26 protein-coding genes are annotated in these 22,456 nt (G+C 65.0%); 8 read left to right on the top strand and 18 right to left on the bottom strand.

The window, feature by feature from the left end:
* Positions 1-136: 136 nt before the first annotated feature.
* The 5 genes from ACHMXE_RS36035 to ACHMXE_RS36015 all read left to right on the top strand — a co-directional run bounded on the left by ACHMXE_RS36035 (position 137) and on the right by ACHMXE_RS36015 (position 2,369).
* A complete protein-coding gene (locus tag ACHMXE_RS36035; RefSeq protein WP_395348654.1) occupies positions 137-376 on the top strand; it encodes a hypothetical protein in 240 nt (79 codons plus the stop codon).
* Positions 366-761 carry a hypothetical protein gene (locus ACHMXE_RS36030; RefSeq protein WP_395348653.1) on the top strand — a complete coding sequence of 132 codons (396 nt, stop codon included), beginning with the start codon at positions 366-368 and terminating at the stop codon, positions 759-761. Before ACHMXE_RS36035 ends, ACHMXE_RS36030 begins: the two co-directional genes overlap by 11 nt.
* 201 nt (positions 762-962) lie before the next feature.
* A complete protein-coding gene (locus tag ACHMXE_RS36025) occupies positions 963-1,430 on the top strand; it encodes a hypothetical protein (RefSeq protein ID WP_395348652.1) in 468 nt (155 codons plus the stop codon).
* 52 nt (positions 1,431-1,482) lie between these two features.
* Positions 1,483-2,133, top strand: a complete 651-nt coding sequence (locus tag ACHMXE_RS36020; RefSeq protein ID WP_395348651.1) for a hypothetical protein — start codon at positions 1,483-1,485, stop codon at positions 2,131-2,133.
* Complete coding sequence (locus ACHMXE_RS36015) at positions 2,097-2,369, top strand: hypothetical protein (RefSeq protein WP_395348650.1); 273 nt, start codon at positions 2,097-2,099, stop codon at positions 2,367-2,369. Before ACHMXE_RS36020 ends, ACHMXE_RS36015 begins: the two co-directional genes overlap by 37 nt.
* 851 nt (positions 2,370-3,220) lie before the next feature.
* Here the strand turns inward: ACHMXE_RS36015 and ACHMXE_RS36010 are convergent.
* From ACHMXE_RS36010 to ACHMXE_RS36000, 3 genes are all read right to left on the bottom strand, one after another.
* Entirely contained in the window at positions 3,221-3,511 is a 291-nt protein-coding gene (locus ACHMXE_RS36010; protein ID WP_395348649.1) for a hypothetical protein, read from the bottom strand.
* A gap of 601 nt (positions 3,512-4,112) precedes the next feature.
* Positions 4,113-4,436, bottom strand: a complete 324-nt coding sequence (locus ACHMXE_RS36005; protein ID WP_395348648.1) for a hypothetical protein — start codon at positions 4,434-4,436, stop codon at positions 4,113-4,115.
* 57 nt (positions 4,437-4,493) lie between these two features.
* On the bottom strand, positions 4,494-4,844 hold the full coding sequence (locus tag ACHMXE_RS36000; RefSeq protein ID WP_057598220.1) for a helix-turn-helix domain-containing protein: 351 nt from the start codon (positions 4,842-4,844) through the stop codon (positions 4,494-4,496).
* Between the two features lie 253 nt (positions 4,845-5,097).
* On the opposite strand from ACHMXE_RS36000, the gene ACHMXE_RS35995 reads away from it, so the two are divergent.
* Positions 5,098-5,868 carry a hypothetical protein gene (locus ACHMXE_RS35995; protein ID WP_395348647.1) on the top strand — a complete coding sequence of 257 codons (771 nt, stop codon included), beginning with the start codon at positions 5,098-5,100 and terminating at the stop codon, positions 5,866-5,868.
* Positions 5,869-6,050: 182 nt separating this feature from the next.
* Here ACHMXE_RS35995 and ACHMXE_RS35990 read toward each other — a convergent pair whose 3' ends face one another.
* From ACHMXE_RS35990 to ACHMXE_RS35940, 11 genes are all read right to left on the bottom strand, one after another.
* Positions 6,051-6,728, bottom strand: a complete 678-nt coding sequence (locus tag ACHMXE_RS35990) for a hypothetical protein (protein WP_395348646.1) — start codon at positions 6,726-6,728, stop codon at positions 6,051-6,053.
* Between the two features lie 1,165 nt (positions 6,729-7,893).
* Entirely contained in the window at positions 7,894-8,796 is a 903-nt protein-coding gene (locus ACHMXE_RS35985) for a hypothetical protein (protein ID WP_395348645.1), read from the bottom strand.
* 94 nt (positions 8,797-8,890) lie between these two features.
* Positions 8,891-9,373 carry a hypothetical protein gene (locus ACHMXE_RS35980; RefSeq protein ID WP_395348644.1) on the bottom strand — a complete coding sequence of 161 codons (483 nt, stop codon included), beginning with the start codon at positions 9,371-9,373 and terminating at the stop codon, positions 8,891-8,893.
* 88 nt (positions 9,374-9,461) lie between these two features.
* Positions 9,462-10,343, bottom strand: a complete 882-nt coding sequence (locus ACHMXE_RS35975; protein ID WP_395348643.1) for a DUF3987 domain-containing protein — start codon at positions 10,341-10,343, stop codon at positions 9,462-9,464.
* Positions 10,344-10,564: 221 nt separating this feature from the next.
* A complete protein-coding gene (locus ACHMXE_RS35970) occupies positions 10,565-10,927 on the bottom strand; it encodes a hypothetical protein (protein ID WP_395348642.1) in 363 nt (120 codons plus the stop codon).
* Between the two features lie 109 nt (positions 10,928-11,036).
* Positions 11,037-11,258: a hypothetical protein gene (locus tag ACHMXE_RS35965; protein WP_395348641.1), complete on the bottom strand. Its 222-nt coding sequence runs from the start codon at positions 11,256-11,258 to the stop codon at positions 11,037-11,039.
* Between the two features lie 217 nt (positions 11,259-11,475).
* The gene (locus ACHMXE_RS35960) at positions 11,476-12,933 is read right to left on the bottom strand and encodes a hypothetical protein (protein ID WP_395348640.1); all 1,458 of its coding nucleotides are present in this window, start codon (positions 12,931-12,933) and stop codon (positions 11,476-11,478) included.
* Positions 12,933-13,175, bottom strand: a complete 243-nt coding sequence (locus ACHMXE_RS35955; protein ID WP_395348639.1) for a hypothetical protein — start codon at positions 13,173-13,175, stop codon at positions 12,933-12,935. The genes ACHMXE_RS35960 and ACHMXE_RS35955 overlap by 1 nt, the downstream gene beginning before the upstream one ends.
* A complete protein-coding gene (locus ACHMXE_RS35950) occupies positions 13,175-14,461 on the bottom strand; it encodes a hypothetical protein (protein ID WP_395348638.1) in 1,287 nt (428 codons plus the stop codon). Before ACHMXE_RS35950 ends, ACHMXE_RS35955 begins: the two co-directional genes overlap by 1 nt.
* A 28-nt stretch (positions 14,462-14,489) precedes the next feature.
* On the bottom strand, positions 14,490-14,888 hold the full coding sequence (locus ACHMXE_RS35945) for a hypothetical protein (RefSeq protein ID WP_395348637.1): 399 nt from the start codon (positions 14,886-14,888) through the stop codon (positions 14,490-14,492).
* Between the two features lie 124 nt (positions 14,889-15,012).
* Complete coding sequence (locus ACHMXE_RS35940) at positions 15,013-16,665, bottom strand: LVIVD repeat-containing protein (protein ID WP_395348636.1); 1,653 nt, start codon at positions 16,663-16,665, stop codon at positions 15,013-15,015.
* Between the two features lie 281 nt (positions 16,666-16,946).
* Here ACHMXE_RS35940 and ACHMXE_RS35935 point away from each other — a divergent pair, with 281 nt between their 5' ends.
* Both ACHMXE_RS35935 and ACHMXE_RS35930 read left to right on the top strand, forming a co-directional pair.
* Positions 16,947-17,261 carry a hypothetical protein gene (locus ACHMXE_RS35935; RefSeq protein ID WP_395348634.1) on the top strand — a complete coding sequence of 105 codons (315 nt, stop codon included), beginning with the start codon at positions 16,947-16,949 and terminating at the stop codon, positions 17,259-17,261.
* A gap of 59 nt (positions 17,262-17,320) precedes the next feature.
* Positions 17,321-17,827, top strand: a complete 507-nt coding sequence (locus tag ACHMXE_RS35930; RefSeq protein ID WP_395348632.1) for a helix-turn-helix transcriptional regulator — start codon at positions 17,321-17,323, stop codon at positions 17,825-17,827.
* Between the two features lie 13 nt (positions 17,828-17,840).
* On the opposite strand, the gene ACHMXE_RS35925 is transcribed toward ACHMXE_RS35930, so the two are convergent.
* The 4 genes from ACHMXE_RS35925 to ACHMXE_RS35910 are packed head-to-tail and all read right to left on the bottom strand — an operon-like array spanning position 17,841 to position 22,418.
* The gene (locus tag ACHMXE_RS35925) at positions 17,841-18,251 is read right to left on the bottom strand and encodes a hypothetical protein (RefSeq protein WP_395348631.1); all 411 of its coding nucleotides are present in this window, start codon (positions 18,249-18,251) and stop codon (positions 17,841-17,843) included.
* A complete protein-coding gene (locus ACHMXE_RS35920) occupies positions 18,194-19,984 on the bottom strand; it encodes an SWIM zinc finger family protein (protein ID WP_395348630.1) in 1,791 nt (596 codons plus the stop codon). The genes ACHMXE_RS35925 and ACHMXE_RS35920 overlap by 58 nt, the downstream gene beginning before the upstream one ends.
* Positions 19,981-21,105 carry a VWA domain-containing protein gene (locus ACHMXE_RS35915; protein WP_395348629.1) on the bottom strand — a complete coding sequence of 375 codons (1,125 nt, stop codon included), beginning with the start codon at positions 21,103-21,105 and terminating at the stop codon, positions 19,981-19,983. Before ACHMXE_RS35915 ends, ACHMXE_RS35920 begins: the two co-directional genes overlap by 4 nt.
* Entirely contained in the window at positions 21,102-22,418 is a 1,317-nt protein-coding gene (locus ACHMXE_RS35910; protein ID WP_395348628.1) for a DUF5682 family protein, read from the bottom strand. Before ACHMXE_RS35910 ends, ACHMXE_RS35915 begins: the two co-directional genes overlap by 4 nt.
* Between the last annotated feature and the right edge of the window lie 38 nt (positions 22,419-22,456).

Below are 22,456 nucleotides of genomic sequence, written 5' to 3'. Positions count from 1 at the left end.
GCGCCTCCAGAGGGCGTAGATCCAGGGTGTCGTAGTCCGTAAAGGGGCGCCGGCACGTCGGCGCAGCTCCGTCTCCAGTTCGTGGGCAATGCCACGGGCGTGAAGGTCTCCCTCGAGTGCCTTCTTGCGCCACGCCATGGCCATCGTGTTCAACGCCTCGTCGGGCAGTTCCTGCTCCATTGTCATGGGGCGATTGTGCCGCCTCGCCTGGATTTTCTGGACGAGTGTCTTGCTGTCGCCACAACGGCATGCCGCAGAGATGTGGGCAGAGATGGCGCCCGCAGCGCAGCCCGGTCAGGTGGCCAACTTCTTTCCCGCAGCCCCATTCATTTCAACGCGTCATTCACAAAACAGAGCCACTCGCAATGAAAAATAATCTGACCAACCGTGCCGGTGCAGCTGAAGCATTCCGCTGCACTTGCGCCCCGAGCCTTCATCGCTACATCGCCCGCACGCTGCGCGTCAGCGCGCGTCATCTCCCCTGGGAGATCGTGCAGCGAATTCATGCCTTGTCCGATTCGCAAGTGAGCGATGGCGCTCTTTCAATCCCCGCAGGCCTGCCGATCCTGGAGCTCGAGGACTACAACTGGCGCCTGGATGTCACGCCCCAAAGCGTTGCGGCGACCAAGACGCCTGAATGGCATGCGCTGCATCGGCTTCTGACGCTCGCGCAAAGCCACCGATGCGAAGGCCTGGAACTCGCTGGCGACAACCTCGTCTTGCCCGCAGTCTTGGCGTTTGATGTTTTCTCGTGGCCGTGATCCGGGCAACGCCGACGTCATCGACGGTTTCCTCCACTCCCTCTCCCAATCATGCCTCTCATCCAGCCCGCTCCATGCGGGCTTTTTTTACGTCTGTTCAATGCACCGCCTCATCCATTTGCTTCTCTTCTTTTTCGTCGAGCCCTTCGAAGCCGTCGATCTTCCAAGGGCCGGGCTGCGCCTGCTTCGCCGGAGGCTGACATGGGCTCCTTCGTGTACCGCGCGACCAAGGCACAGGCCATCCGCGATGAACTGGCGAACGTCAGCGCTTCTTCAGCAGTGTTGGCTCACAGAGTCATCGGCACGCGGCTGTGGTTCCTCGCGCAAGCGCATACGGGCACGCTGGCCGGTCGCAAGTGGATCGGCCTGACGCTCATCGAATGTCGCGGTGGCGAGGCGGTCGTGAAATGCCTGGACGAAACGCTTGGGCCTCACTACTACGACTGCCCGCTGTCATACCTGGCGCGCGCCGATGAGCCGCTCGGCCCACATGCCGGCCCTTGGCGCGAGCAAGTCCGTGCATTCCACGCGAACCGGTTTGCCAAGCGCACTCTGATTCGCTGCGGCGCGCGCGTCGCGTACGGCGACCACATCTACGTGCTTCGCCACAAGCTCGGCCGTGCGGCTGGGAGGTGGCTCGCGAGAGCGACGGCGTCGTCTTTCGCATGAAGTCCCGACAACTGGGTAACGCCAAGGTGTTGCCCGCTCAAGAGAACCTTTCATGAAAAACAAATTCATGCGGCACGCCATCGTGCCGCCACATACCCGCGACCCCTTTACCCAGGACATGTTCAAGTGGTCGGGCGATTTCGACGTTCCGGCGATCGGTGAAGACGTGATCATCCGCGTCAATGGCATCGGCAGTGCCAAGGTGGTGGGCTATGCCACCCAGAACGGGTATCTGGGAGTGATGACGGTGCCCTATAGCCCGCCGGACTGGTGGGTTCGTCAGAACGGGTCGCCCAGTCCCGATAACGCCGCACTGGCGTTCGGAGCCCGAAATCTATCGGGTCAAGGCCAGCATGGAAGCCGAAAGCGGGGAGGGCGCATGAGTGCGGTGTCCACCATATTGCCGAGGTCGCGCACGGTGCTGGTATTCAGCGTTGAGCTCGCGGTCTTTGATGAAGACGCATTGGCGCTCGCAGCCAGGATCCGCGCGCGTGAAGACGGCCTGTGCGACGGGGCCTGGGCGTCGATGCGTTCGGGGATGCCCGACGACCTCGTCATGCTGCTCGACCCAGGGCTTGTGGAGGGCGCAGGCTTCGAGATCCTGCAGTCGAGCTGTGAGGTCTGCGAAGCATCTGAGACCTGCGAATGTGAACGAGGCCGGCGGACATGTCTTCGTCCAACGTTGAATTTGTCATCGAGTTGATGGAGTTCAGTGCCCACGGCGCGCTGATCCAGGCCTTCGTGCCGCAGGCGTTGCAGCAGTACGCCGAGCGCGTCGCTGCGATGGATCCGCAAGCACTGGACACCCCGATGGTCAGCGGCCATGCCTGGCACGGTTGCGCCGTGGAGTTGCGCGACAAGCTGGCAAGGAGGTTTGACCCGCAGGCGGTCAGTTCACCGGCTGCCAGCCCGCTGGCCACCCGCAGGTCGAGTGCTTGAGCTGCCGAGCGCCTGACCTGGCGTTCTGCCGCTTCCATCCTCGCTTCGACCTTTCTCACCTCCAAGCAATGCATCCACCGCGCTCGGCCTCATCGGCCCGAGCGCGACGTATGCGCACGCGGGACTTTTCTCGCCGCCGGCTTTGCACGCGCGGCATTCACGCCGCGGCCACCACTGGCCGCGCGCGCCCCAACATACAAAGGATTCGATTTTGTCCATTTCCATCATGGCGCGAGCACAGGCTCGCCCGAACTCGAACCTGCACTGGCCGCTCCAAGTGCGCCCAGCACTCGCTCCCGAAACGACCTGCGCACCGAGCGATTACAAATACCATCTGGTGCGCGTCAGCCGCAACCGCAAGACCGGGCCCATTCCGGTGACGACCACGAGCGCAAACTCGTGCCCGCCGAACTGCAGCTTCAAGGGCAACGGCTGCTACGCGAGAAAGCGGCCCCTGCGCAGTCCACTCGGGACCGTGTCAGACAGCGGCGAGCGAGGCGATACGTTCTGACGCCTTGCTGGGGAGCTTGGCACGCTGCGGCGCAATGCGCTGTGGCGCCACAACCGAAGCAGGTGACCTCACGCCCTCGTCGCCCGGCGTCATCGACGCGCGACTGCTGACTCGGTTGGCTTGGATCAACAAGGGCCGGCGCGGCTTCACCTATACCCACTACCGGCCGAGCGGCGCCAATCGAGGCGCCATCGCGACCGCCCAACCGCATGGGCTTCACGGTCAACCTCAGCGCCGAGACGCTCCAGCAGGCGGATGCGTATGCTGATCTGGGCATCGCGCCAGTGGTGGTGGTGCTTCCTGCGGACACGACCAAGCCGATGCGCTCTCCAGGGGGGCGTCAGGTCGTCGTGTGCCCGGCTTCGTGGGCAACAGCGACTGCCTGAACTGCGGCATCTGCCAGCAACGAGATCGCCATTGCATCGTGGGGTTCCCCGCGCACGGCGGCAAGGCTAAGCGCGTCGAGGCGGATCTTTTTCGAGGAGGTCCGTCCATGACGAGCGCCCCGATTGCCACGGCCACCCAAGGCGACAGCGCGGCAATCGAGTTCGACGAGGCGTTCCTCCTGCAGGTCGATCGCGCAGTCCTCGCCCGCAAGCGAAGCGATCCCTGCCGGCTGGATCAGGTTCATCGGGCCCTCGAGGAAGAGGTGCATCTCGCCAGCGTCCATGACCCGATGTACCTGGACAGGCCCTCACGAAGAGAGCCGTTTTGACGACTCCCGTGCATCGGTGCTTTTCGCATCGACGCTATCCCTCACACCAACACTTTGAAGAGATAGGAAATGACCCAATCCCTTGCATGCCCCTGCTGCGACTCGACGAATATCACCGCCCATGACTACGCCCGCAAGATTGGCGGCACGGTGGGAGCCGCTGCCGGTGCGGCCGGTAGTGCCGCCGCTGCACTCGGAGGCGCGGAAGCCGGGGCCGCCCTCGGTCTGGTCGCCGGACCATTGGGCGCTGCCCTCGGCGGCGTGGCGGGCGCGCTGATGGGCGCTCTTTCGGTGGTGCTCTGGGTTGTGCGACCGGCGCTGCTGTTGGCGAAGCCATCGACACCAACGTGCTCGACAACTACGAGTGCCAAACGTGCGGACACACCTTTGGCAGACCGGAACGGCCCACGAGACTTCTAACCAGTTCCAGCCGGGCGCCCGCTTTCTGTGGCTCCCCGCGCGTGACCGAAGCATTTATTCATCATCATGCCCGGCAGCCTTTGGCTGGTCGGGCTTTTCATTTTGGAGATTTCTTCATGTCCCCTTCCACCGCCCGCGCCAGAACTTCAGGTCCCGCCTGGAGCTTGGCAAAGTCACCATCACCGATGCCGCCACGGCCGCTCTTGAACGAACCGGCACCGAAGGCGTCCTTCTGCTCGCGCGTCACCTGCACGGCAATTGAGGCGACCTGTGTGAGCAGGACGCACTGCAAAACGAACTGGCCTTGCTGCTGGGCCTGCGCGTGCTGTAGTGCTATGCCATCGCACACGGCGTCAGGATCTGGATCGTCACCGAGGCAGATCGGAAAACCACCACCATCATGCTGCCAGATGGCTATCAAAAACAGCCGGGCACTGCCGGGGCCCTGCCCACAGGCTAAGCAGGTGAGAGCCGGGCGCTAAGGACGCCGTTGATCCAGCCGATTAGTCAGCGTCTCGACGATGTCGACCACCATCGAGCGATCGTCCCCGCTGAGTTTGGACAAAAGCCGCTCCAGATGACTCGCCTGATCGGTTGCGCGGGAACTGGTCTCGGTCACCAAGTCGGCGATGTTGCAATCAAAGATGTCGGCCAACTCGCTCAGCCGCACCACCGTGGGTAGCGCCAACCCGCGCTCGATGCGTGACATCGCCTCCACGCCAATTCCCAAGCGCTCGGCCACCCGCTCCTGCGTGAGATGACTGGCGTTGCGACGCTTGGCGATGGCCCGACCCACGGCAACAGCCAATCGTTTTTCCTCTTGCGGCATACGCCCTCCATTTCCAACTGGAATGGTTGGGTATCACCCTTCGAAGAGGAAGGGTCTTTAAAGTTGGATGTCAACCCTAAAGGTTGTTTATAGTCCCAACTACGCCCCCAACAGGTTCCAGAGACAACGTGAAGCACCTCTTTCGGCTGGTCTCGACCAGCGCCAACCGAAACGCCAGATGGCTCGCCAGTACTCGCGCTAGTGCCTCTTGCGCCGATCGACGTAACTGCATACGCCTGCCGAGGGGCCTGATATGAGATCGATCCCCGCCGCGATGGTGACCTCGTTCGACTTGGCGTTTGTTGAATGCTCCACGCCGGCGAGACTTGCCGATTGGTACGACACCTTCACGGCGTCTGGGAGGCAGATGTCCTCGACTGAATTCAGCTTTCTCGTCGATCACGTCTCCGGCCTGAGAGCACTCGAGAAGATGGCGCAAACGGAGATGTTGAGCAGCCCCCAGCGGTTGGCAGACGTGCTCAACGCGCGCAGAGGCTCGAGTTACCCAAGTGCGAGACAAGGTACATCTGACAACCGGCCATGTAGCGAAGCCCCTCGCCAAGCTATTTGGATGCTCGGCTCTCTCCTGTGGTGCCTGCGAGTAAACCAGGAGAGCTTCGTTTCGCCGACCGGTGTTGCGGTCAACTTGATCGATTTGGCCGGAGATTTGATCCGCCGAAATTTAACCGATGGCTCCCCGGCGCAGCCGTTGATCAATGCGTACGCGCAAGGCGTTGTTCTGGGGTACTACCAAGTCAAAAGAGTTGGAATCGCGTTCGAAAGCGACAGCACTAATTTCTGGAAGCCTTGCGAATTGGAGAGTATTCACGAAATTGGGCTTGAACACGGGCGTCGTATCCGTGAAAAGAATGATGCCGCTCTCGCGCGAGGGACTACAACTCACCTGAGGGAAAGCCGTTCAATATTGTCAACCGCATACAAGCTTGATGCAGCGAAGGTTTGGTCATATGTCTTCTCCGGGTGTGCAGCTGCCGGCATCATTCTTTTTTTACTTTTTGGCTAGATCGGTTCTAACTGATCAGTACCTGAGTCTCATTTTGCATTCGAATTTCTCCTTCGTCATTTCTTGCGAAAGAGGCTTGTGATGAGGGTGCTGAGTCGACATGAATTTGAGTTTGAAAAAAACAATCCTGCGCGGCCTTACGGCCACGCGGGATTGTTCATCAGGCGTTATTTTTTTCTCGCCTAGTAGCTGTGCAGAGACGCACTTGCAGCATGGAAATGTACCGAATTGGCAGGCTGAAGATAGCCAAATGACCTGGCACCGAAGAGCTTGTCGTCTTTGCTGCGGCCATGAGGAACCTGATCTGCCTTGGCGAGGTAGTTGGCAATGAAAGCTTGCAGCGAACCTCGCTTCAAGTAATCTCTCCTGTTGACTTGGCCGATGCCCACTCCCCACCGTGTCAGATTTTCCTTGCACGCATTGGAGTTCCAGTAGTCACCCCATCCATCCGTGACCTTTTCGACCCAGTGCTCTCCGATATCGCGCGCAACCAAAATGTCCGATTTGCGGTGCGCAGAATAGAAGATCAGCAGGTGCATATGCAAACCTCCCGATTTTTCACCTTCTTCCAATTTCCAGATAATTCCATGAATGGCTTCAAGCAAAGGATGAGGGTATTCGTCGATTTGCCGAAACAGTAAATCTCGGTGCTTTTGGATAGTTCGGAGTGTTACCTTGTCCCGAAATTTTGCTTTGTAGTTGAGAGTGAGGTGCAGCACCAGGTAGCGGGAGGCGGCATCGAACATCTCCTTTTCGAAATCCAGACCGCGCTGCTTGTTTCTCCGTATCCTGGCTTGTGTGGCCTTGCGGTTTCGAATTTCTTCGTCATAATTAAGAGATTGCTCTGAAAGGTTAAACATATCGACTGGATGGAGGTTGATTTCAATCCATCTTGCTCCTCAATTATTTTTTACCCTGGAAGGTCGCTGCTTATGAATAGGTCAGATCTTCTCCTGCAAATGATTTTATTTGCCGGTGACCCCGTTGAGGCTGTGCCTGGATATTCGGTGGAATTTTGCTTTTATTGATGAGGCCTTTTCCATTCCATAAGAAGCAAAAAATTCTGATCCTAAAATCCAAAGATTGCCGCAAAAAATTCTATCGATCAGCAGCGCGGCGACGAAATTCATAGAATGATCTGTGCGGGGGTTTATGTCGCCCGTTAACTCATTCATAGACGGTGTCCAAACTACACCTGCGGGCAGACGTAGTTCTGACATGGCCTCAGCCGTCGCGAGCCAATTCTGGGAGGATGTGGGGCGCGATTTGAGGATTTTTTTGAAATCTTAATGCTTGAGGCCCATAGAAATCACGGAAGCCAGCTTGTTGGAAAACCACATGCGGCCCGATATTCTGCTTGAGCTACGTCGTGTGATGCGGGTGCATTTTTATAGAGGAATCCCGGCGAAACAGCATGGGCAGTCCGAGGTTGGGCATCCTGAAGAACACGAGTGAAACCTGGCTTTAGAGGCCTCGGCGCGTAGCGAAAGCCGTTCATCACTGCTTGACCTGGGTAAATATTCAGCCGTCGATGGCCATTTTCACCAACCGCCTGAGCGAGCTGCCCATAAACCGCTTCCTGCTTGGAAAGCCATCCATGGGGCAATTCAAGATAAATTTAATATAAAATACAGATATCCAAAATGGTTCCCAGTATGCCGAGGAACCATTTTGGATGTCTAATAATTTACGGGAAAATTATCTACGACTCCTGTCGCAGCGCATCACCCGCCCATCCGATCAGGATGAAGCCAGGTCCTCAGCGCGACGCCATTCACTCTCACTGAAGGATGGCATGGGAAAGCGCCCTGTCATGAAAGTCTTAGATTTCGGCGGTACCGCCACTCTCACGAATTGATCTTTCTTTGCTAGAAGCATCAATTCGCGCAAAAGGCTACGGCGCTTTTTCGTTATCGTCGTACTCGATCAGCCCAGTAGTCATATGCTTGTGAAAGCCTTGCGCGTAGTTGCGAAAGTAGCCTCGGCCCCCAGTCATTTCCACCCAATATTGGCCTATCAAATCGCCTAGCCATTCGTGAGGAGTGATCCAAGAACCCTCGAAGGCCAGCATGACATGCAAATAGTCGGCCCCCCGTGCTTGAGAATTCGATGGAGCAGTACGTAGCCCACCATGTCGCGAAACAAGGACGGCTTTCCACGCATGTTGTCCTTCAAGTGGCGCCAGTCCTGCGCCGCCGTAATGATGTCTACGCGTGGCAAATCATGCGCTAGATCATCGCGCATCAATTCTTGAGGCAACGCGCAACGCTCTCGGGCATGGAGGGCTTGGAGCACTTGATTCCATTCCTTTGCCTCCTCAAAATCCTGGCACGCCGCTTGCCGATACAGCAGGTCAAGGCGAACCACTTTCAGCCGGGCGTATCTCCGGTGCAAGGCGTCAAGATAGGAAGCGAGCCGCTTGGCGTTCTCAACAGCATTTCGTTGCCAGCCTTGCATCTGTCGCTTGATATCGGTCCGCTTTCCCTCCGCGCGCAGATTCAGGACAAAATCGTTGAAAGTCGCTGCGAAACTTTCATCAATCGGGTTTTCGGCTGTGTCGGGAAATTGCTTGATGGCATGCTTCGAGAAAACGCGATGGAATAAAGTTAGATCGGGTGGCAACACCAAGCTGTCAAATAGCAGTCGCCCGAACGCGGGTAGCAAGCCCGCATAGCCGGCCAGCTTGCTTCTGCTAAAGCGTGCCTTCCCCTGAATGTCGCGCTTGATCTCGTAAGGTAATTGGCCTGTCTCGATTACGAGATTCATGAATTGAATCTGGGAAACGAGTAGCTTGACACTCGACCCGAGCCGGTAGCCTTTCCCATCAAGAGCATAGGTGACCCCCATATTGCGTTCCAGATTCTTAAATATTCCGTCAAGATCGAATTGCTCATCACGGGGCGCGCGACTTATTCCTTCTTTACGCATTCGGACTTTTCAAGCACCGGTAAGGCTGACCGCGGAACGATTTTTGAAATTTTCTTCGCTCAAGGTTTTTTTATTTCTTCCAGATCAAACGATACTAAAATTGACGAAGGTTTATAATGTTATCTAGTGAGTCTGGTGGCGGAATCAATTCAATCAGGTATTCTCTATCCCGTTTTTTCAGTACGGCACGGTTTTGATTGAAAAGTTCTCCGATGGCTCCCCGTAAGTTGGTCGTCGTCATCCCCAACTTTAGCGCGAGCTTCCCAATCTCGTCATACCTGAAGTGTCGCGAGTTCCCGTGGCGTATGAACCGCTCCAGCGCCGCAGCATCGCGCACGCGTTGCGGCTCTTGATCGAGCGGGTCGTGAGTGAACATGTAAACATCGAAGTGATAGTCGCAAATTCGTTCTGCGAGCTCCACCAATTCAAGAGATACTTCGCCTTCTAGGCCGAGGAAGATATGATTTTTGGCGGCCATGCGGGCAATATGTCCGGCTTGCTTTGCCAGGAGATCGCGGTAATAGGAATACCTAGATTTCGCCATTGAGTCGATGTTTTTCCGTTGCAATGCCTGCAATTCTTCCTTTGCCCTTCTGCTGAAGGCGATGGAAGGGGTTTCTCTTTGCCCGAGCGGATACGTCTAAGAAGATCGTCCAGCATGTCGGTCACGCGGCGGTTGTATTCCTTGTGCGCGCCGCCAATTTTGACTTCTCGGGATTCTCTGAGCCAATCCAGTTGTCCGCGACGATGTGATACAGAAAGCGAGCGTCTAAACCTCCGGCCTTTAGTTCTTGCCCGCGCTTCTTGTAGAACGTTTTGAAGAGCCCGGGTTGAACCATGAACAGCGTGGTCAGATAGCCCTTGATTTCCTTGCGCGACTCGCCGACGCGGCTGTGCCGAACGATCTTTCCGCCAAAGAGATTCGCCAAGGTCGGGAAGTCCTTCGAGCGCAGCATGTTCAATGCGACCATGCCCTCATCGACGATCCAGCCGGACACAGGCCAGTGTTCCAGGTCGCGCAACACCGCCTGCATCGAGGCATCCTCTTGAAGGAGGGCGGGGGTCACTGCGGGGAGGGGCTCCTGCCCGAGTGTTTTGGCAAGCAGCGCTTCAATCTCATCCGTTGCTTCACCGTCCGCCAAGCATTGTTGAATATCCTTTTCGATCTTCATCACACGCTTGCGCCATACACGATGTGCCGCTTGCTGCTGGTGTTGGGTCGCCGGTATCTGCTCGGAGGCCTTTGTGCACCATTGAGATATGGCCTCTGTCAGCGGCCCATGATGAAAGCTCTTGCCCGCACCCGAAGACGCCAACAGGATGCCGAATGAATTCAATGGTGCGGTGCCGCCTTCCGGCTTTTCGTACACAGCCAAGCCTGATGAGGCCAGTGAACTAACGGCCTCCAGCAACGATGCTCCGATCGCATCGTCTTTTGGGGTACTGGAGCGCTCGTCCAGCACCTCTCTCAAGGTGCTGGGCAGTGACTCATAGGGGAAGATCGGGACTTCAGTTGCTTGCCAGTGGTGGTCGTATATCTTGCCCATGAGGCCCTTTGGACGCAGGAGTCCGAGAAGTATCGTGTGGACGATCAGTTCGTTCTGGTTAAGCCGCCAATAGGCTCGGCGAATTCAGACGCGGCGAAGTCGACGGATTTTCCGATCGATCCGTTGGCGTTTCGATTGTCGAGGTCGGCAGCGTCGGCCACGGCGGCGAAGAATTTCTCATGCTTGGAAGCCTCGCCGGTGTTCTCTGGCTCGTGTCGAGCTCACTGAGCTTTACCGCTGCGGGACCTGCAATAGGAGGCGGTCGAAGGAACTGGCGTCGGTGAACCTAAAAGCTTTTGGCGCCTGAGTAACGCGCTGGCGAGCATGTCGCGCAGCTGGCTAGGAGGAGCCGCGAAGCCGCAGCACGAAGGTCTTCGCGCTCGGCACGAGAAGAAGCGCCGTGCCTGCCAGCGCGCCTGCCGATGCGCTTCGAGCCAGGCGGCCGCGTGCTCCAGTTCCGGTCCCTGCAGGTTCGCGGCACCTTCGCGCTGCAGCCGGGTCCAGGCCTTGAAGCACTGGACCACACGCGCCGTGGTGCCGAGTTGCGATTCGAGCTGGATGCGATAGGTGAAGCCGGCCACCATCGTGTCCTGTACGGTGACTTCCTCTCCCTGCACTTCGACGAGATAGGGGCGCTCGCCGCCCGCTGTTTTCGACCATCATGGGGGCCGAGTATGCCAACACGCCGCGGCCTCATGGACGGATCTCGAGGACGGCCACCTCGCGGTGGCTCTGGTCGTCGCCATGCAGGTGCAGCGGATAGCGCCCGGCATGCAGCGCCGCCAGGCGCAGCGTGGCCGTGCGGCCCGCGGCCACCGGCACCATCTCCTGCATGTAGCCGTGCATCATCAGCTGGCCGGCCTGCGCCGAGCTCACGACGATCGAGACGATGTCGCCGCGCGTGACGGGCAGCACCGGCAGCGGCGCGCCCTCGGCCTCGGCGGCCGCGCCGATCCGTACCTCGAACTGCGTGCCGGTGCGCGCGGGTGCCGCGGCGGAGGTGGCCGGGTCGGTCGACGGCCGCGCCGCGAGTAGCCGAGCGCCATCAGCGCGACGATGGCGAAGCCGCCGAAGGCGTAGACCAGCGAGGATTTCATTGGGGCTCCAGGGGAAGATGAAGAAGGGCTGGCACCTATCCCGCCAGCGGCAGCGAAAGAATCCACAGCCCCACGGCCGTGAGCGCCACCATCAGCAGCAGCATCGGCACCTGGCTCGCGAGCGCGCGGCCCGTGTGGCGGAAGATCCGCAGCGCCTCCGCATGCGCGAGCACCACGCTGGCGATGTGTCCGAGCAGGATCAACCCGACCTGGGTGTGCCAGACGATGTTGAGATCGATGATGCGCGGCGGCATCGAGGCGCTCGCGGTGCCGAACAGGTTCCAGCCTCGCCCCAGCGGATCGGACAGCAGCGGCAGCAGCTGTGCGCCCTGGGACCACAGCATCGTGTAGTAGTGCGTCGCGTGGTAGACGAAGGCGATCGGCACCAGCGTGAGCGCGAAGCGGCAAGCCAGCTCGCGCGTGGAGAGCTCGGAAGCCGCCACGCGCCGCGTGAGCGCGAGGAAGAACAGGTAGACGCCGTGATAGGCCCAGGGCGAGAGGCACAGCGCAACCCATTGCCAGCCATGGAACAGGCTGGCGGCCGTCGCGTAGGGCTGCGCGCTGTGAGCCTTCACGGCCGGCTCGACCAGCGGATAGAGCGTCTTCCAGAACAGCCGGCTCCAGGGCCAGGTCTCGTGCGCGCCGTCGTAGGCGGTGGACGAGAGCATGAACAGGATGAACAGCACCAGGCTCACATGCCCCGGATGGCGCTCGAGTGGTCCCGACAGCGGCAGGCGCCAGCGCAGCGCCACGCCGCGGCAGCCGGCGCGCCGCCAGGCGATCGGCGCCATGCGTCCCACCAGCGAGAGAAAGAGGCCGAAGAACTCGCCGTAACGAAACCATGTCGCGATGCCGAAGAGCCAGGCCATCGCCACGGTCAGCAGCGTGTAGCCGGCCAGCATCAGCGCCAGTTGCCGCGGCGTGCTGTGGCCGAACAGCTCGATCCAGATGAAGGCGATGTAGAGCGCCAGCGCCGGGTAGTACGCGAGCCACGCGGGATAGGCGACGCGCCCGCCGAAGCGGATGCCGCAACGCGCGCGCAGCAGCTCGCAGAGCGTGCGCCATGGATTGCAGAACACGAACAGGTCGCCGACGACCGCGGTGGCGTAGGTCAGGCCCAGCACGAACACGATCCAGAACAGGGTCATGTTGAGGTTGCGGAACGGGTTGTCGATGCCGAGGAAGCCGCAGGCGATGGTGAGCGCGAGCAGGCCCACCGAGAGGGCGCGCAGGCCTTGCACGAGGAAGGCCGGGACGAAGACATGCGTGCCGGCGCGTCGAGCGATCGGCGAGGCCTCGTTTCGCGCAGGCGGAACCGCCGCGAAGATCCCCACGATCACGAACGACAGCACCAGCGCCGCGGTCGCGCCATAGGCATACATCCAGAACGGCACCGGCAGTGTGTACTGAACGCCGAAGGAGTGGGCGAACGCGAAGCCCGGCACGGCCGCGGCGGCGAGAAGAAGGGCGGGGCGGCGAACCAGCGAACGCATCAGCGAGAGGCTTTCGGCGGGTTGGCAACGGCGGCCGCGGACGACAAGGCCAGGGGCTGGATCGCCCCGGGCACATGGCAGACCTGCGTCTCCACCAGATAGACGAAGCGCGCATCGCGGTCCGCGCGTTCCAGGCTCAACGCGAGCAGGCCCGCCAGCCCGGCCCAGCCAACGATCAGCATCAACGCGACCGCATGCCGGGCGATCCATCGGCGCACGTTCACGGCATCAACGTGCCTCATCAGTGGTCCCTCACGCCCTGCAGCGACACCACCGACCAGCGCCCCGCGCGGCGCTGCGCAACCAGCAGCAGCTCGTCGTAGGGCGCGTGCCGCAGCTTCGCGATCGCGAGCATCCGGGGCTCGCCGTCCGCGAGCGCTGGCAGCGGCCGCACGATGTAGGGCAGCAGCGGCGGCGCATAGGACTCGATGGCCATCAGCGGAAAGAAGGCATCGGCCAGCCGTGGATAGCGCGCATAGGCCTGGCGGTCGCGCACGAGCGCATCGACGCGCTGCAGCTGCGCGCGCGTGAGCGCGGACGGCGCATGCGCCAGCGCCGCCGCGGTGCCGTGATCGTGCAGGCGCCACAGGCGCAGCCGCGCCGCGAGATCGCGTTGCGCGGGCGTGCCTTCGCCCTTGGCCAGGCCCAACGCGGCGGCCGGGTCGTCCTCGCCCAGCCAGGCCGCGAAGAAGCCGTCGAAGAAGCGCAGCACCTCTTCGGGCACGCCATGCTGCGTGGAAGCGGCCTCCTGCAGCCGCGGCAGCCGACGCCCTAGCCAGGTCGCGGTCCAGGGCTGCGCGCCATCGGGCAGGCTGATGCCTTCGAGAAAGCGCGTGTCCTCCATTCCGTGCTCGCGGAACCAGGTGGCCTTCGCCGCCTTGGTGGAGGCCGCCACGAAGCCACCGAGCTGCGCCTCGATGCGAGGCCACTCGGTGGCCACGCGCGGTGCATCCGCGATCGGCGGGTAGCGCTGCAGCCATTCGAAGCTCGCGCGCGCCATCGCGAGCGCGGCAGCCGGCCGCGCCGCGGTGATGTCGGCGCGGTGCGCCTGTTCGCCGCCTGCTGCCGCAGTCATTGGCGGCAGATCGCATGACAGCCCCGCGATGGCGGGCGCGCCGATCTCGCCCGCATCCGGCCCTTCATGGGCCGACGCATCCTGCAGCGGATGCAGCGCCTCGCCGAACTTGAGCAGCAGCAAGCCAGCCTTCGGCCCCGCGTCGCGCAGCAGCATGCGCAGCGCCTCGGTCGAGGCCTCGCCGCCGCCGGGGGCGCGCAGCCGCCGCGCCGCGCGCGCCGCTTCCGCGCGGCCCTCGGCGTCGGCGCCGGTGCAGGCGTATTCGGTCACGAGCTGCATCGTTTCCATCGCACCGAAGTCCACGCGCTGGTTGCCGGTCGCGATCGCATCGGCCTGCGGCGCGCTGAAACCCGCCTGCACCGCGAGCCAGCGCGTGAGGCCGAAATGGACGTCGGCCTCCCACGCGGCGGCGTTGAAGGGCAGGGCGCTGGCCAGCGCGAGGACGGCAGCCATCCATGCGCGCGGATGTCGACGCGGCCTGTCAGGGGTCACTGGCGCGTGCGGATGGGTCGAGCTTGAAATAGCAGCCATAGGCATGGCCCGTTGTCCTGTCGTAGAGAAGCAGGGTGATGCCGGTGTGTCCACTGCATTGGCCTTTTTCGATGGCGAAGCGCACCGGTGTGTAGTTCTCGGGCGATTCCTGGAAGTGGATGACGTCGCCGGCCAGCCTGTACTTGCCGAACGCAAGCGGCGCGTGCTGCGAATCGGTGGCCCTGAGCAGCGTGCCGTCGCGTCGGTAGTCGTACATGACCCACTCGCCGTTCTCCTTGACTCGCTTCCAGCGGCCGACCAGGTCCTGGCCATCGGCCGGACCGGCCGACGACGCGGACATGAACAGCAAGGGAATGAATGCAAGGACGGCGAGGCGGGTTTTCTTCATGTCTGCAATGGTCGATTCGTGGATACATCGGGTGATGTTCCAGTCTATGCAGCGCGCCGTGCGGTCGCGGCCGCACGCATCCCGTCCCATGGCTGAAACGTGAATTGCTGCGGCCGCATCGTCTTCAGTTCTGCAAGGTCGACGGCGTGCTCTGCGCAAAGGGCCAGGTGTTCTTCGCGAACTTCAGCACCAGCAGCCCGTTGTCCTGGCACATGGTCGTGAGCAGCCCGCGATCGAAATCGAAGTCCGCGCGCGACGCGCACCAGTCGGGTCCGCCGCTGCCGGCCACCGACAGCTGGCTGTGGAAGGAACCGGCGCGCGGCGTGGTCGCGCCCGCGGGGTTGTAGTAGGCGATCTCCTTGGGCCGCGCGGGTTCGCGGATATCGAACACGCGCACGCCCGAGTTGAAATACGAGCATGCCAGCGCGGTGCCGTTGCTGCGGTTGTCGACCGAGCAGTAGTGGCTGCCATAGGTGAAGGTCGAGAGGCCCGCGATGTCGGGCAGCACCTTGTCGCAGTTCGCGGGATCGTGCGTCTCGAGCATGAGCTTGGACACCAGTACGGGCTTCTTCTCGTCGCTGATGTCGTAGATGCGCGCCATCGGGTAGGGCGCCATCTTCGCCTCGCAGGCGAGCTTGACGGCGGCCGTGTCGCTCAGGCCCGCGGCGCCGCCCTCGTCGACCATCACCAGGTGCGGCTTGCCCGCGATGGTCACGGGAATGGTGTGCTGCGCCACGCTGCCGTCCTTGAAGGTCGTGGCCGAGATCAGCTTCATCTGCGCGTTGGGCACGCGCGCCTGCACCTCGGAGGTATCGAGGATCAGGAAGCCGTTGCGCGTCTTCGCATCGGGGTCGAGGAACTCGCTGGCCGTCGGGATGCTCGTCGACACCACGTAGGCGCGCTTGCCGTCCTCGCTGACCGAGAGCCCGTGCGTGCCGCCGAGGTCCACGCTCTTCATGTCGAACGAAGCCACCATGCGCGGCTTGGTCGAGTTCGTGATGTCGACGGCGTGGTAGCGGCTGGTGGCGATGTCGCCGATGTAGTAGGTCAGCCCGTCGGGCGACACATTGCCTTCGTGCCCCTTGGGACTGTCGGGCGGCACGATGCCGCCGTCCTTGCCCGTGCCCACCTCCATGCTCGCGAGCAGCTGCGGCGTGCGGCAGTCGGCGGACAGGTCGTAGATGTCGATCTCCGCGCCGCCGAAGCCGGCAAAGACGCTGCCGTTGTTGCCGTTGTCGGCCAGCAGCAGCTGGCGGCGCGCATTCACGCGCAGCGATTCCCATGGATCGAGCATCGCGGGCGTGGTGAGCGACATGCTGCGCCAGGGCTTGGCCGGATCGGTGATGTCGATCACCGGCACGCCGGGGTTCACGCGCCCGCGCGGCTTGCCGTCGAAGCCCACGGGGTAAGCGGTCGCGTGGTACGCACAGGTGCGCCCACCGGGATCGCGGAACGACGCCGCCGACCAGTTGCCGCCTTCGCCTTCGAACTGGCCCACCAGCTGCAGGTTGCAAGAGAAGCCCTTGAAGCCCTGGCGCATCGCCGCGGGCACCTGGCCCTGCAAGGCCGACTCGGGCGTGCCGCCTTCGGCGCAGACGGCCTTCGCGACCGTGAGCGGTGGCGGACCCGCGGGTGCCGGTGGCGGCGCGGGCGGCTCGGCCACGCTGCTGGGCGGCGGCAGGATGGGCAGCACCGTGCTCCCGCCGCTGCCGCCACCGCATGCCATGAGAAGTGCCGTCGCCGATGCGGCGGCGCCGATGAGTCTTGCGCGTTTCATTCCTGCGTGTCTCCGTTGTTGTGATCCACGCAGCGTTGGCGCGGCGCGGGCCGCCGTGCTTCGTTGCGTGTGGAGAGAAGTATTCGCGGCGGGGCGTTTCGGCGCTTCCGGGGAATTGCAGGCGCATGCGGGGCGCGCCGGCCCCGCGCGGCGGCGGTGCGGCTTCCGGAAAATTGCAGCGGCGTGGCGTTGGCTAACCATCCGCGGCCCGTCAGCGCGCTGTAAGTCCGCTCGCAAACCATCGCCGCCCGGAGACAACATACAACCACAAGGACCAGGCCATGGGCGTTCGGCAGCGCGTGCAGGGCCGCGGCCAGCCGGTCGGCATCGACCGCGGCTGCGGCAGGCTTCTCTTCGAGGCCCGCTGGGAAGGCATCGTTCTCGAGCACGAGGAGGCCGACCCGATGGACAACGTCGAGGGCGGGCTGATCCGCCACTGCGTCTCGGTCAACCTCGGCGGCCCCACGCGCTTCGAGATGCGCCTGCACGACGAACGCTTCTGGTCCGCGACCGCGCAGCCGCTGGGCATCAGCATCCTGCCGCAGGCGCGCAGATCAAGGGACGCACCTGGGACCCGTGCGAGGCGCTCACGCTGAGCATCGATCCGCGCCACTTCCAAAGTGCCGGCGAAAGCGACGGCGGCGACCGCGCGCTGGTGCCCTGCTGCAACGTATCGAGCCCGCTGATCGCGCAGCTGCTGCTCGCGCTGCATGCCGATGCGAAGACCGGCCAGCCCGAGGGGCCCGGCTATGGCGAGACGCTGCTGATCGCGCTGCTCGCGCATCTGCGGCAGACGCACACGGCCGCGGCCAGCGAGACGCAGCCCGAGGGCCTGCTGTCGAAGGTCGCGCTCGAGCGCGTCAAGGAGCACATCCGCGGCCGGCTCGAAAGTGGCGTGTCGCTCGGCGCGCTGGCCGCGCTGCTCGACATGGACTCGTATGCCTTCCTGCGCGCCTTCAAGCGCAGCACCGGCGTGACGCCGCACCAGTACCTGATCCGCGCGCGCATCGAGCATGCGAAGCAGATGCTGCACCTCACGCGGCTGCCGGTGACCGACATCGCGCTGCGCTGCGGCTTCGCGAGTCCCAGCCACTTCGCCGACACCTTCAAGAAGGTGGAGCGGCGCACGGCGCTCGAATACCGCAACTGCTGCGCCGTCTAGCGCGCGAAGGGGCCTATTGCCCCACGCCCTGCATCCACAGGCTCAGCAGCGCGAGCTGGCCCACCAGCGCGCCGCGCTGCGCCGCGCGCAACTGGGCGGGCACGCCGCGCAGCAGCTTCGCGCTGCGCGCGAGCCCGGCCCGCTCGAGTTGCGCGGCCTGCGTCTCGGCGCGCGAGCCGGCGCCGCCGCCCTGGTGGCGCAGGCCCTGGCGCAGCCACAGCGCGAGCAGGTCGAGGGTGTCGGTGGCGAGCGCGTTGAGCGCGGGCGGCTCCTCGTGCTCGCCCTGCAGCGGCAGCGGCTGCGGCGCGGGTGTCTCGGCCTGCAGCACCACGGCGCGCTGCACGGTCAGCAGGGCCGTCGGCTGCATCACGGGCTCGCCGTCCTGCAGCCGTACGCTGCCGGCCACGGCGCGCAGCGCGCCCATTCGCCGGCGAGCGCGCGCGCGAGTGCATCGACCGCGCCGGGCGCGGCCGCGCGATGGGGCAGGGCGAGATGCAGGGGCGGGACATCATCGGCAGGCGCGGCCGCTTCCGCGTCGTCCGCCGCGCGCCCGATGCGCGCATGCAGCACCTGCGCCGCCGCATCCCAGTGGCTGGCCAGCACCGCCATGTGTTCGAAGGCCACCACATGCAACTGGCCCGAGGCACCCGCCGCGGCACCGCTCGCCGCCTGGCGCGGCCGCACGAAGTCGGGCGGGGTCTCGAGCAGGTGCGCGACCAGTGCCTGCACGCTCGGCTGCTTGAGCGGCGCGACGAGGTCGTCCCAGGACTTCGGCGACAGCGGCATCACGCCGGTCTGGCGCGCACCGGGCGCGATGTCGATCTGGCCATTGGCGCGCCGGGTCGCGGTCTTGGTGATGACCTGGCCGCTCGCGAGCTGCCGCAGCGGAAAGCCCGCGACGCGGCGGCCCAGCAGGTTCGCGGGCGTGCCGCCGGCCGTGGCATCGTCGGCGCGCGACCACTGGCGCTCGAGCACGGTCACGGCCTGCGTGTCGGGGTCGGCGAACATCACGCTCGCGCCTTCGCCGCTCTCGTCGGACCAGAGCTCGGCGCCCAGCGACACCAGCCGCAAGTGGTCGAGCGCGACCTCGCCCTTGACGCCCACGCCGAGGATCTGGCTCGCGGGCAGCGGCGGCGGCCCGGCCGCGTTGTCGGCATGGGCCGCCGCGCGCAGCCGCGCCCAGAGCTCGGCCATCACGTGCAGCAGGCGTCGAGGATCGAAGCGGCTGCTGCGCGCCTGCTGCGCCTGCAGCAGCATCCAGAGCTCGTCGATGCCGTCCTCCACCCAGCGCCAGCCCAGCGCGCGCGCCTGCTCGCGCGCGGCCTCGAAGCGCGCCGCCAGCGCCATCAGCGGCTGGCTCGAGCCATCGAGCCAGAGCGAGAGACTCAGCGCCTCGAGCTGCGCCTGCAGCGCGCGCGCGGCCTCGCCCTGCATCAGCGCCGCGGGGCGGTGGCCGTCGCCGGCCGCGTCGCAGGCTGCGTCGCCGGTGGCCGGCGCGCGCACCTCCACCATGCGCTCGGGCGAGCCCGCGGCCAGCGGCCCGGCCTGGCGGAAGGCCCACAGTGCCACCACCACGTGGGCGCAGCCGCTGCCCTGCTTGCAGTCGCAACGCGCATGCACCAGCGAACTGCGCGAGAAGAAGCGCACGCTGCACATCGGCAGCCGCGCGATCGGCGGCGCGCTCGCGCTGCGCCAGGCCTGTACCGCGACCACGGGCCGCGCGGCGGCCAGGCGCTGGGCCTGTTCGATCACCGAGGGCGCGAAGCTCGCGGCGAGCGCGGCGTCGTCGAAATGGGCCGGGCTCCATTCGCCGCCCGCGGCCGAGGCGTCGACCTCGTCCTCTGCCGGCGTGGCCGAAGGCGCGGGCGCGGCACTGGCCGCCTGCGCCTGGTAGGCCAGCACCAGCATCACGCGGTGCCGGCACATGCCGCTGGCCGGACAGCTGCACTGCGCATCGCGCAGGGTGCGGCCCGGCGGCAGGCTGGTGCGCACGCCGTCGTCGAAGCGCGCGCTCACCGTGCCGTCGTCGGCGGTCTCGAGCAGCGGCAGCAGGCCGGCCGCCACGTCCTTCTGCGCGCGCTTCACGAAGCCCGCGTTGGCGAGCGCGGTCAGTGCCTCGGGCGTGAGTTCGAGCAGATCGCCGCGCACCGCCGTCATGCCTGCACCTTCTCGGCCAGCCAGCCCGCGAGCTGGCCCGGCGTCATGGCGCCGATCTGGGCGCCCTCGCGCACCAGCCGCGCGGCCATCTCGCGGTCGTAGCTGGGCTCGGCCTTCGCATCGAGCGCGGCCAGGCCCAGCACCTTGGCGCCGGCCTCCACCAGCGCCTTCACGCGGCGCACCAGTTCGTAGGGGCTGCCGCCTTCGTAGAAGTCGCTGGCCAGCACCACGATGGTCTTCGCGGGATTGGCCACCAGCGACTGCGCATAGGCCACCGCCTTGGCGATGTCGGTGCCGCCACCGAGTTGCACCTTCATCAGCAGTTCGACCGGGTCCGACACGTCGGCCGTGAGGTCGACTACCGCGGTGTCGAAGGCCACCAGTCGCGTGCGCATGCCCGGCAGTTGCCACAGGCAGGCGGCCATCACCGCGCTGTGGATCACCGAGTCGACCATCGAGCCGCTCTGGTCGATCAGCAGGATGATGTCCCAGGGCTCGGCATGGCGCTTGGTGCGGCTGATGAACACCGGCCGCTCGACGTAGAGCTTGCGCCGCTGCGGGTCGTAGCGGTGCAGGTTGGCCGCCAGGGTCTGCTTGAAGTCGAAGTTGCGCGCCACCTTCATGCGCGAGCGCCGGCGCCGGTCGCGGCTGCCGCTGAAGGCCTGCCGCACCTCGGTCGCGAGCTTCTCCATGATGCGCCGCACCACCTCGGCCACCAGCTTGCGCGCGGCCGCGAGCACCTCGGGGTTCATCAGGTGCTTGGTGTGCAGCACCGCGCGCAGCAGCGACTCCGAAGGCTCGATGCGCTCGAGCACCTCGAGGTTGGTCACCACCTCGTCGATGCCGTAGCGCTCCACCGCGTCCTGCTCGAGCCGCTCGATCACCTCCTTGGGAAATAGCGTGTGGATGGCGTTGATCCAGTCGGGCGTGCTGAGCGCCGAGGGCCCGAGGCCGGCGCTGCGCTCGCCGCGCTCGGCGCGGTCGCCGTCGCGGCCGTAGAGCCAGTCGAGCGCGGCGTCGGCCGCCTGCGCCTCGGCGCTCAGGCCGCCGCAGGCCCGCTCGGCCGGATCGCCGAGCAGCAGGCGCCAGCGCTGCAGCGGATCGGGGATGTCGAGGCTCATGGCTGTTCTTCCGTATCGAGGCTCAGGCCCCAGCCCGCGAGCCGCGCGATCGCCGCATCCTCGGCGGCGCGCGCCGCGGCCAGCGCCTCGGGCGCGGCCTCGCCTTCGTGCCGCGCCGTGAGCGCGCGGCGCGACAGGTGGGTGGCATCGTGCAGCGTCAGCACCTGGTCGGCGAGCCGGCCGCGCTCCTGCGGCGGCAGCCAGGCGAAGGCGGCGCGCAGGCTCGGCATGGCGCGCACGAAGTCGGCGTTGTCCAGGGCCTGCACGGTGCGGTCCATGCCGGCGGCGAAGGCGGGCTCGGACGACAGCGTCTCGCGCGCCAGCGCGAGCAGGCCCGTGAGCGCATCGCCGAGCACCGGCGCGGGCATCGCGTGCAGCAGCTGCATCGCATCGGCCACGCCGGCCTGCGTGGCCTGCGGCACGCGGTGCGCGAGGCTCAGCGTCGCGCCCAGCGCCGCGCCGCGGCTGAGCGGTGCCGCCCCGGCATCGGCCGCCTTGCGCTGCCACACGGCGAGCGCGCGCGCGGGTTCCACGTCGAGCGGTTCGGCCTGCGCGGCGTCCTCGCGGTCGGCCAGCACGTCGGCCACGATGCGGCGCAGCGCGAGATGGCCCTGCAGGTGCGCGTCGATGTCGGACGGCGCGATCGCCGCGGGCGGCTCGAGCAGCCACAGCGCGCGGTCGAAGCCTGCCTCGATCGCCACCCGCAGCACCGGCGCGTCGGCCATGCCGAGCAGCTGGCCGTGGCGCAGCAGCGTGTGCAGCACCGCGAGGGCGGGGCCCATGGCCTCGAAGCGCGGCTCCCGAGCCATCGCCTGCTGCAGCTCGCGCAGCAGCGCGCCGCTGAGCGCCGGCAGGCCGGCCCAGGCGGCCTGGTTGAGGCCCTCGGCCAGCGGACCGATGCGACCCTGCGCGTGGCGCAGCTCGTCCTCGAGCCGCGCGCGCGCCGCATCGTGCAGGTTGGCGCCCCAGGCGCCGGCCTCGATCAGCGCGGCCTGTTGCTCGAAGGGCTGGCCCAGGGTCCAGACCTCGGTGCGTTCGCCCGACATCGCGAGCTTCGGCCCCTGGCGCTGCGCACCACGCCGGGCAGGCGCAGCAGCGCGAGCCGGTGCAGCACGCGGCTGCGCGCGCGGTCGGCGGCATCGAGCAGGTCGAGCTTGCGCTGGCCGCGCAGCTCGAGGCCGTGCGCCCGCGAGCTCGTCGCGCACCGCCTTCACCAGCGGCGGCTGCGGCGTGCCGTCGGCGAGCTGGCCCGCGATGTCGCCGGCCAGCACGTCCATCGCCTGCACCAGCACCGGCGCGGTGCCGGGGCGCATCGGGCCGCGGTAGGTCCAGGGCAGCGGCGCGTCCAGCG

It is taken from the genome of Variovorax sp. UC122_21 (assembly GCF_044056785.1).
GTDB lineage: Bacteria > Pseudomonadota > Gammaproteobacteria > Burkholderiales > Burkholderiaceae_C > Variovorax.
The sequence above is the reverse complement of the archived record's forward strand: the minus strand, read 5'-3'. Positions and strand labels throughout refer to the sequence as shown.

Excerpts from the sequence above, each read along its gene's own strand:
- ACHMXE_RS35975 (WP_395348643.1), bottom strand. The coding sequence starts at position 10,343 with ATGGGCAAGATATACGACCACCACTGGCAAGCAACTGAAGTCCCGATC.
- ACHMXE_RS35945 (WP_395348637.1), bottom strand. The coding sequence starts at position 14,888 with ATGAAGAAAACCCGCCTCGCCGTCCTTGCATTCATTCCCTTGCTGTTC.
- ACHMXE_RS36010 (WP_395348649.1), bottom strand. The coding sequence starts at position 3,511 with ATGAACCTGATCCAGCCGGCAGGGATCGCTTCGCTTGCGGGCGAGGAC.
- ACHMXE_RS35915 (WP_395348629.1), bottom strand. The coding sequence starts at position 21,105 with ATGAGCCTCGACATCCCCGATCCGCTGCAGCGCTGGCGCCTGCTGCTC.
- ACHMXE_RS35960 (WP_395348640.1), bottom strand. The coding sequence starts at position 12,933 with ATGCGTTCGCTGGTTCGCCGCCCCGCCCTTCTTCTCGCCGCCGCGGCC.
- ACHMXE_RS35970 (WP_395348642.1), bottom strand. The coding sequence starts at position 10,927 with ATGGTGGCCGGCTTCACCTATCGCATCCAGCTCGAATCGCAACTCGGC.
- ACHMXE_RS35910 (WP_395348628.1), bottom strand. The coding sequence starts at position 22,418 with ATGCGCCCCGGCACCGCGCCGGTGCTGGTGCAGGCGATGGACGTGCTG.
- ACHMXE_RS36030 (WP_395348653.1), top strand. The coding sequence starts at position 366 with ATGAAAAATAATCTGACCAACCGTGCCGGTGCAGCTGAAGCATTCCGC.
- ACHMXE_RS36025 (WP_395348652.1), top strand. The coding sequence starts at position 963 with ATGGGCTCCTTCGTGTACCGCGCGACCAAGGCACAGGCCATCCGCGAT.
- ACHMXE_RS35950 (WP_395348638.1), bottom strand. The coding sequence starts at position 14,461 with ATGGCTGCCGTCCTCGCGCTGGCCAGCGCCCTGCCCTTCAACGCCGCC.
- ACHMXE_RS35940 (WP_395348636.1), bottom strand. The coding sequence starts at position 16,665 with ATGAAACGCGCAAGACTCATCGGCGCCGCCGCATCGGCGACGGCACTT.
- ACHMXE_RS36020 (WP_395348651.1), top strand. The coding sequence starts at position 1,483 with ATGAAAAACAAATTCATGCGGCACGCCATCGTGCCGCCACATACCCGC.
- ACHMXE_RS36035 (WP_395348654.1), top strand. The coding sequence starts at position 137 with ATGGCCATCGTGTTCAACGCCTCGTCGGGCAGTTCCTGCTCCATTGTC.
- ACHMXE_RS36015 (WP_395348650.1), top strand. The coding sequence starts at position 2,097 with ATGTCTTCGTCCAACGTTGAATTTGTCATCGAGTTGATGGAGTTCAGT.
- ACHMXE_RS35995 (WP_395348647.1), top strand. The coding sequence starts at position 5,098 with ATGAGATCGATCCCCGCCGCGATGGTGACCTCGTTCGACTTGGCGTTT.
- ACHMXE_RS36000 (WP_057598220.1), bottom strand. The coding sequence starts at position 4,844 with ATGCCGCAAGAGGAAAAACGATTGGCTGTTGCCGTGGGTCGGGCCATC.
- ACHMXE_RS35920 (WP_395348630.1), bottom strand. The coding sequence starts at position 19,984 with ATGACGGCGGTGCGCGGCGATCTGCTCGAACTCACGCCCGAGGCACTG.
- ACHMXE_RS35925 (WP_395348631.1), bottom strand. The coding sequence starts at position 18,251 with ATGGGCGCGCTGCGCGCCGTGGCCGGCAGCGTACGGCTGCAGGACGGC.
- ACHMXE_RS35955 (WP_395348639.1), bottom strand. The coding sequence starts at position 13,175 with ATGAGGCACGTTGATGCCGTGAACGTGCGCCGATGGATCGCCCGGCAT.
- ACHMXE_RS35990 (WP_395348646.1), bottom strand. The coding sequence starts at position 6,728 with ATGTTTAACCTTTCAGAGCAATCTCTTAATTATGACGAAGAAATTCGA.
- ACHMXE_RS35985 (WP_395348645.1), bottom strand. The coding sequence starts at position 8,796 with ATGCGTAAAGAAGGAATAAGTCGCGCGCCCCGTGATGAGCAATTCGAT.
- ACHMXE_RS35935 (WP_395348634.1), top strand. The coding sequence starts at position 16,947 with ATGGGCGTTCGGCAGCGCGTGCAGGGCCGCGGCCAGCCGGTCGGCATC.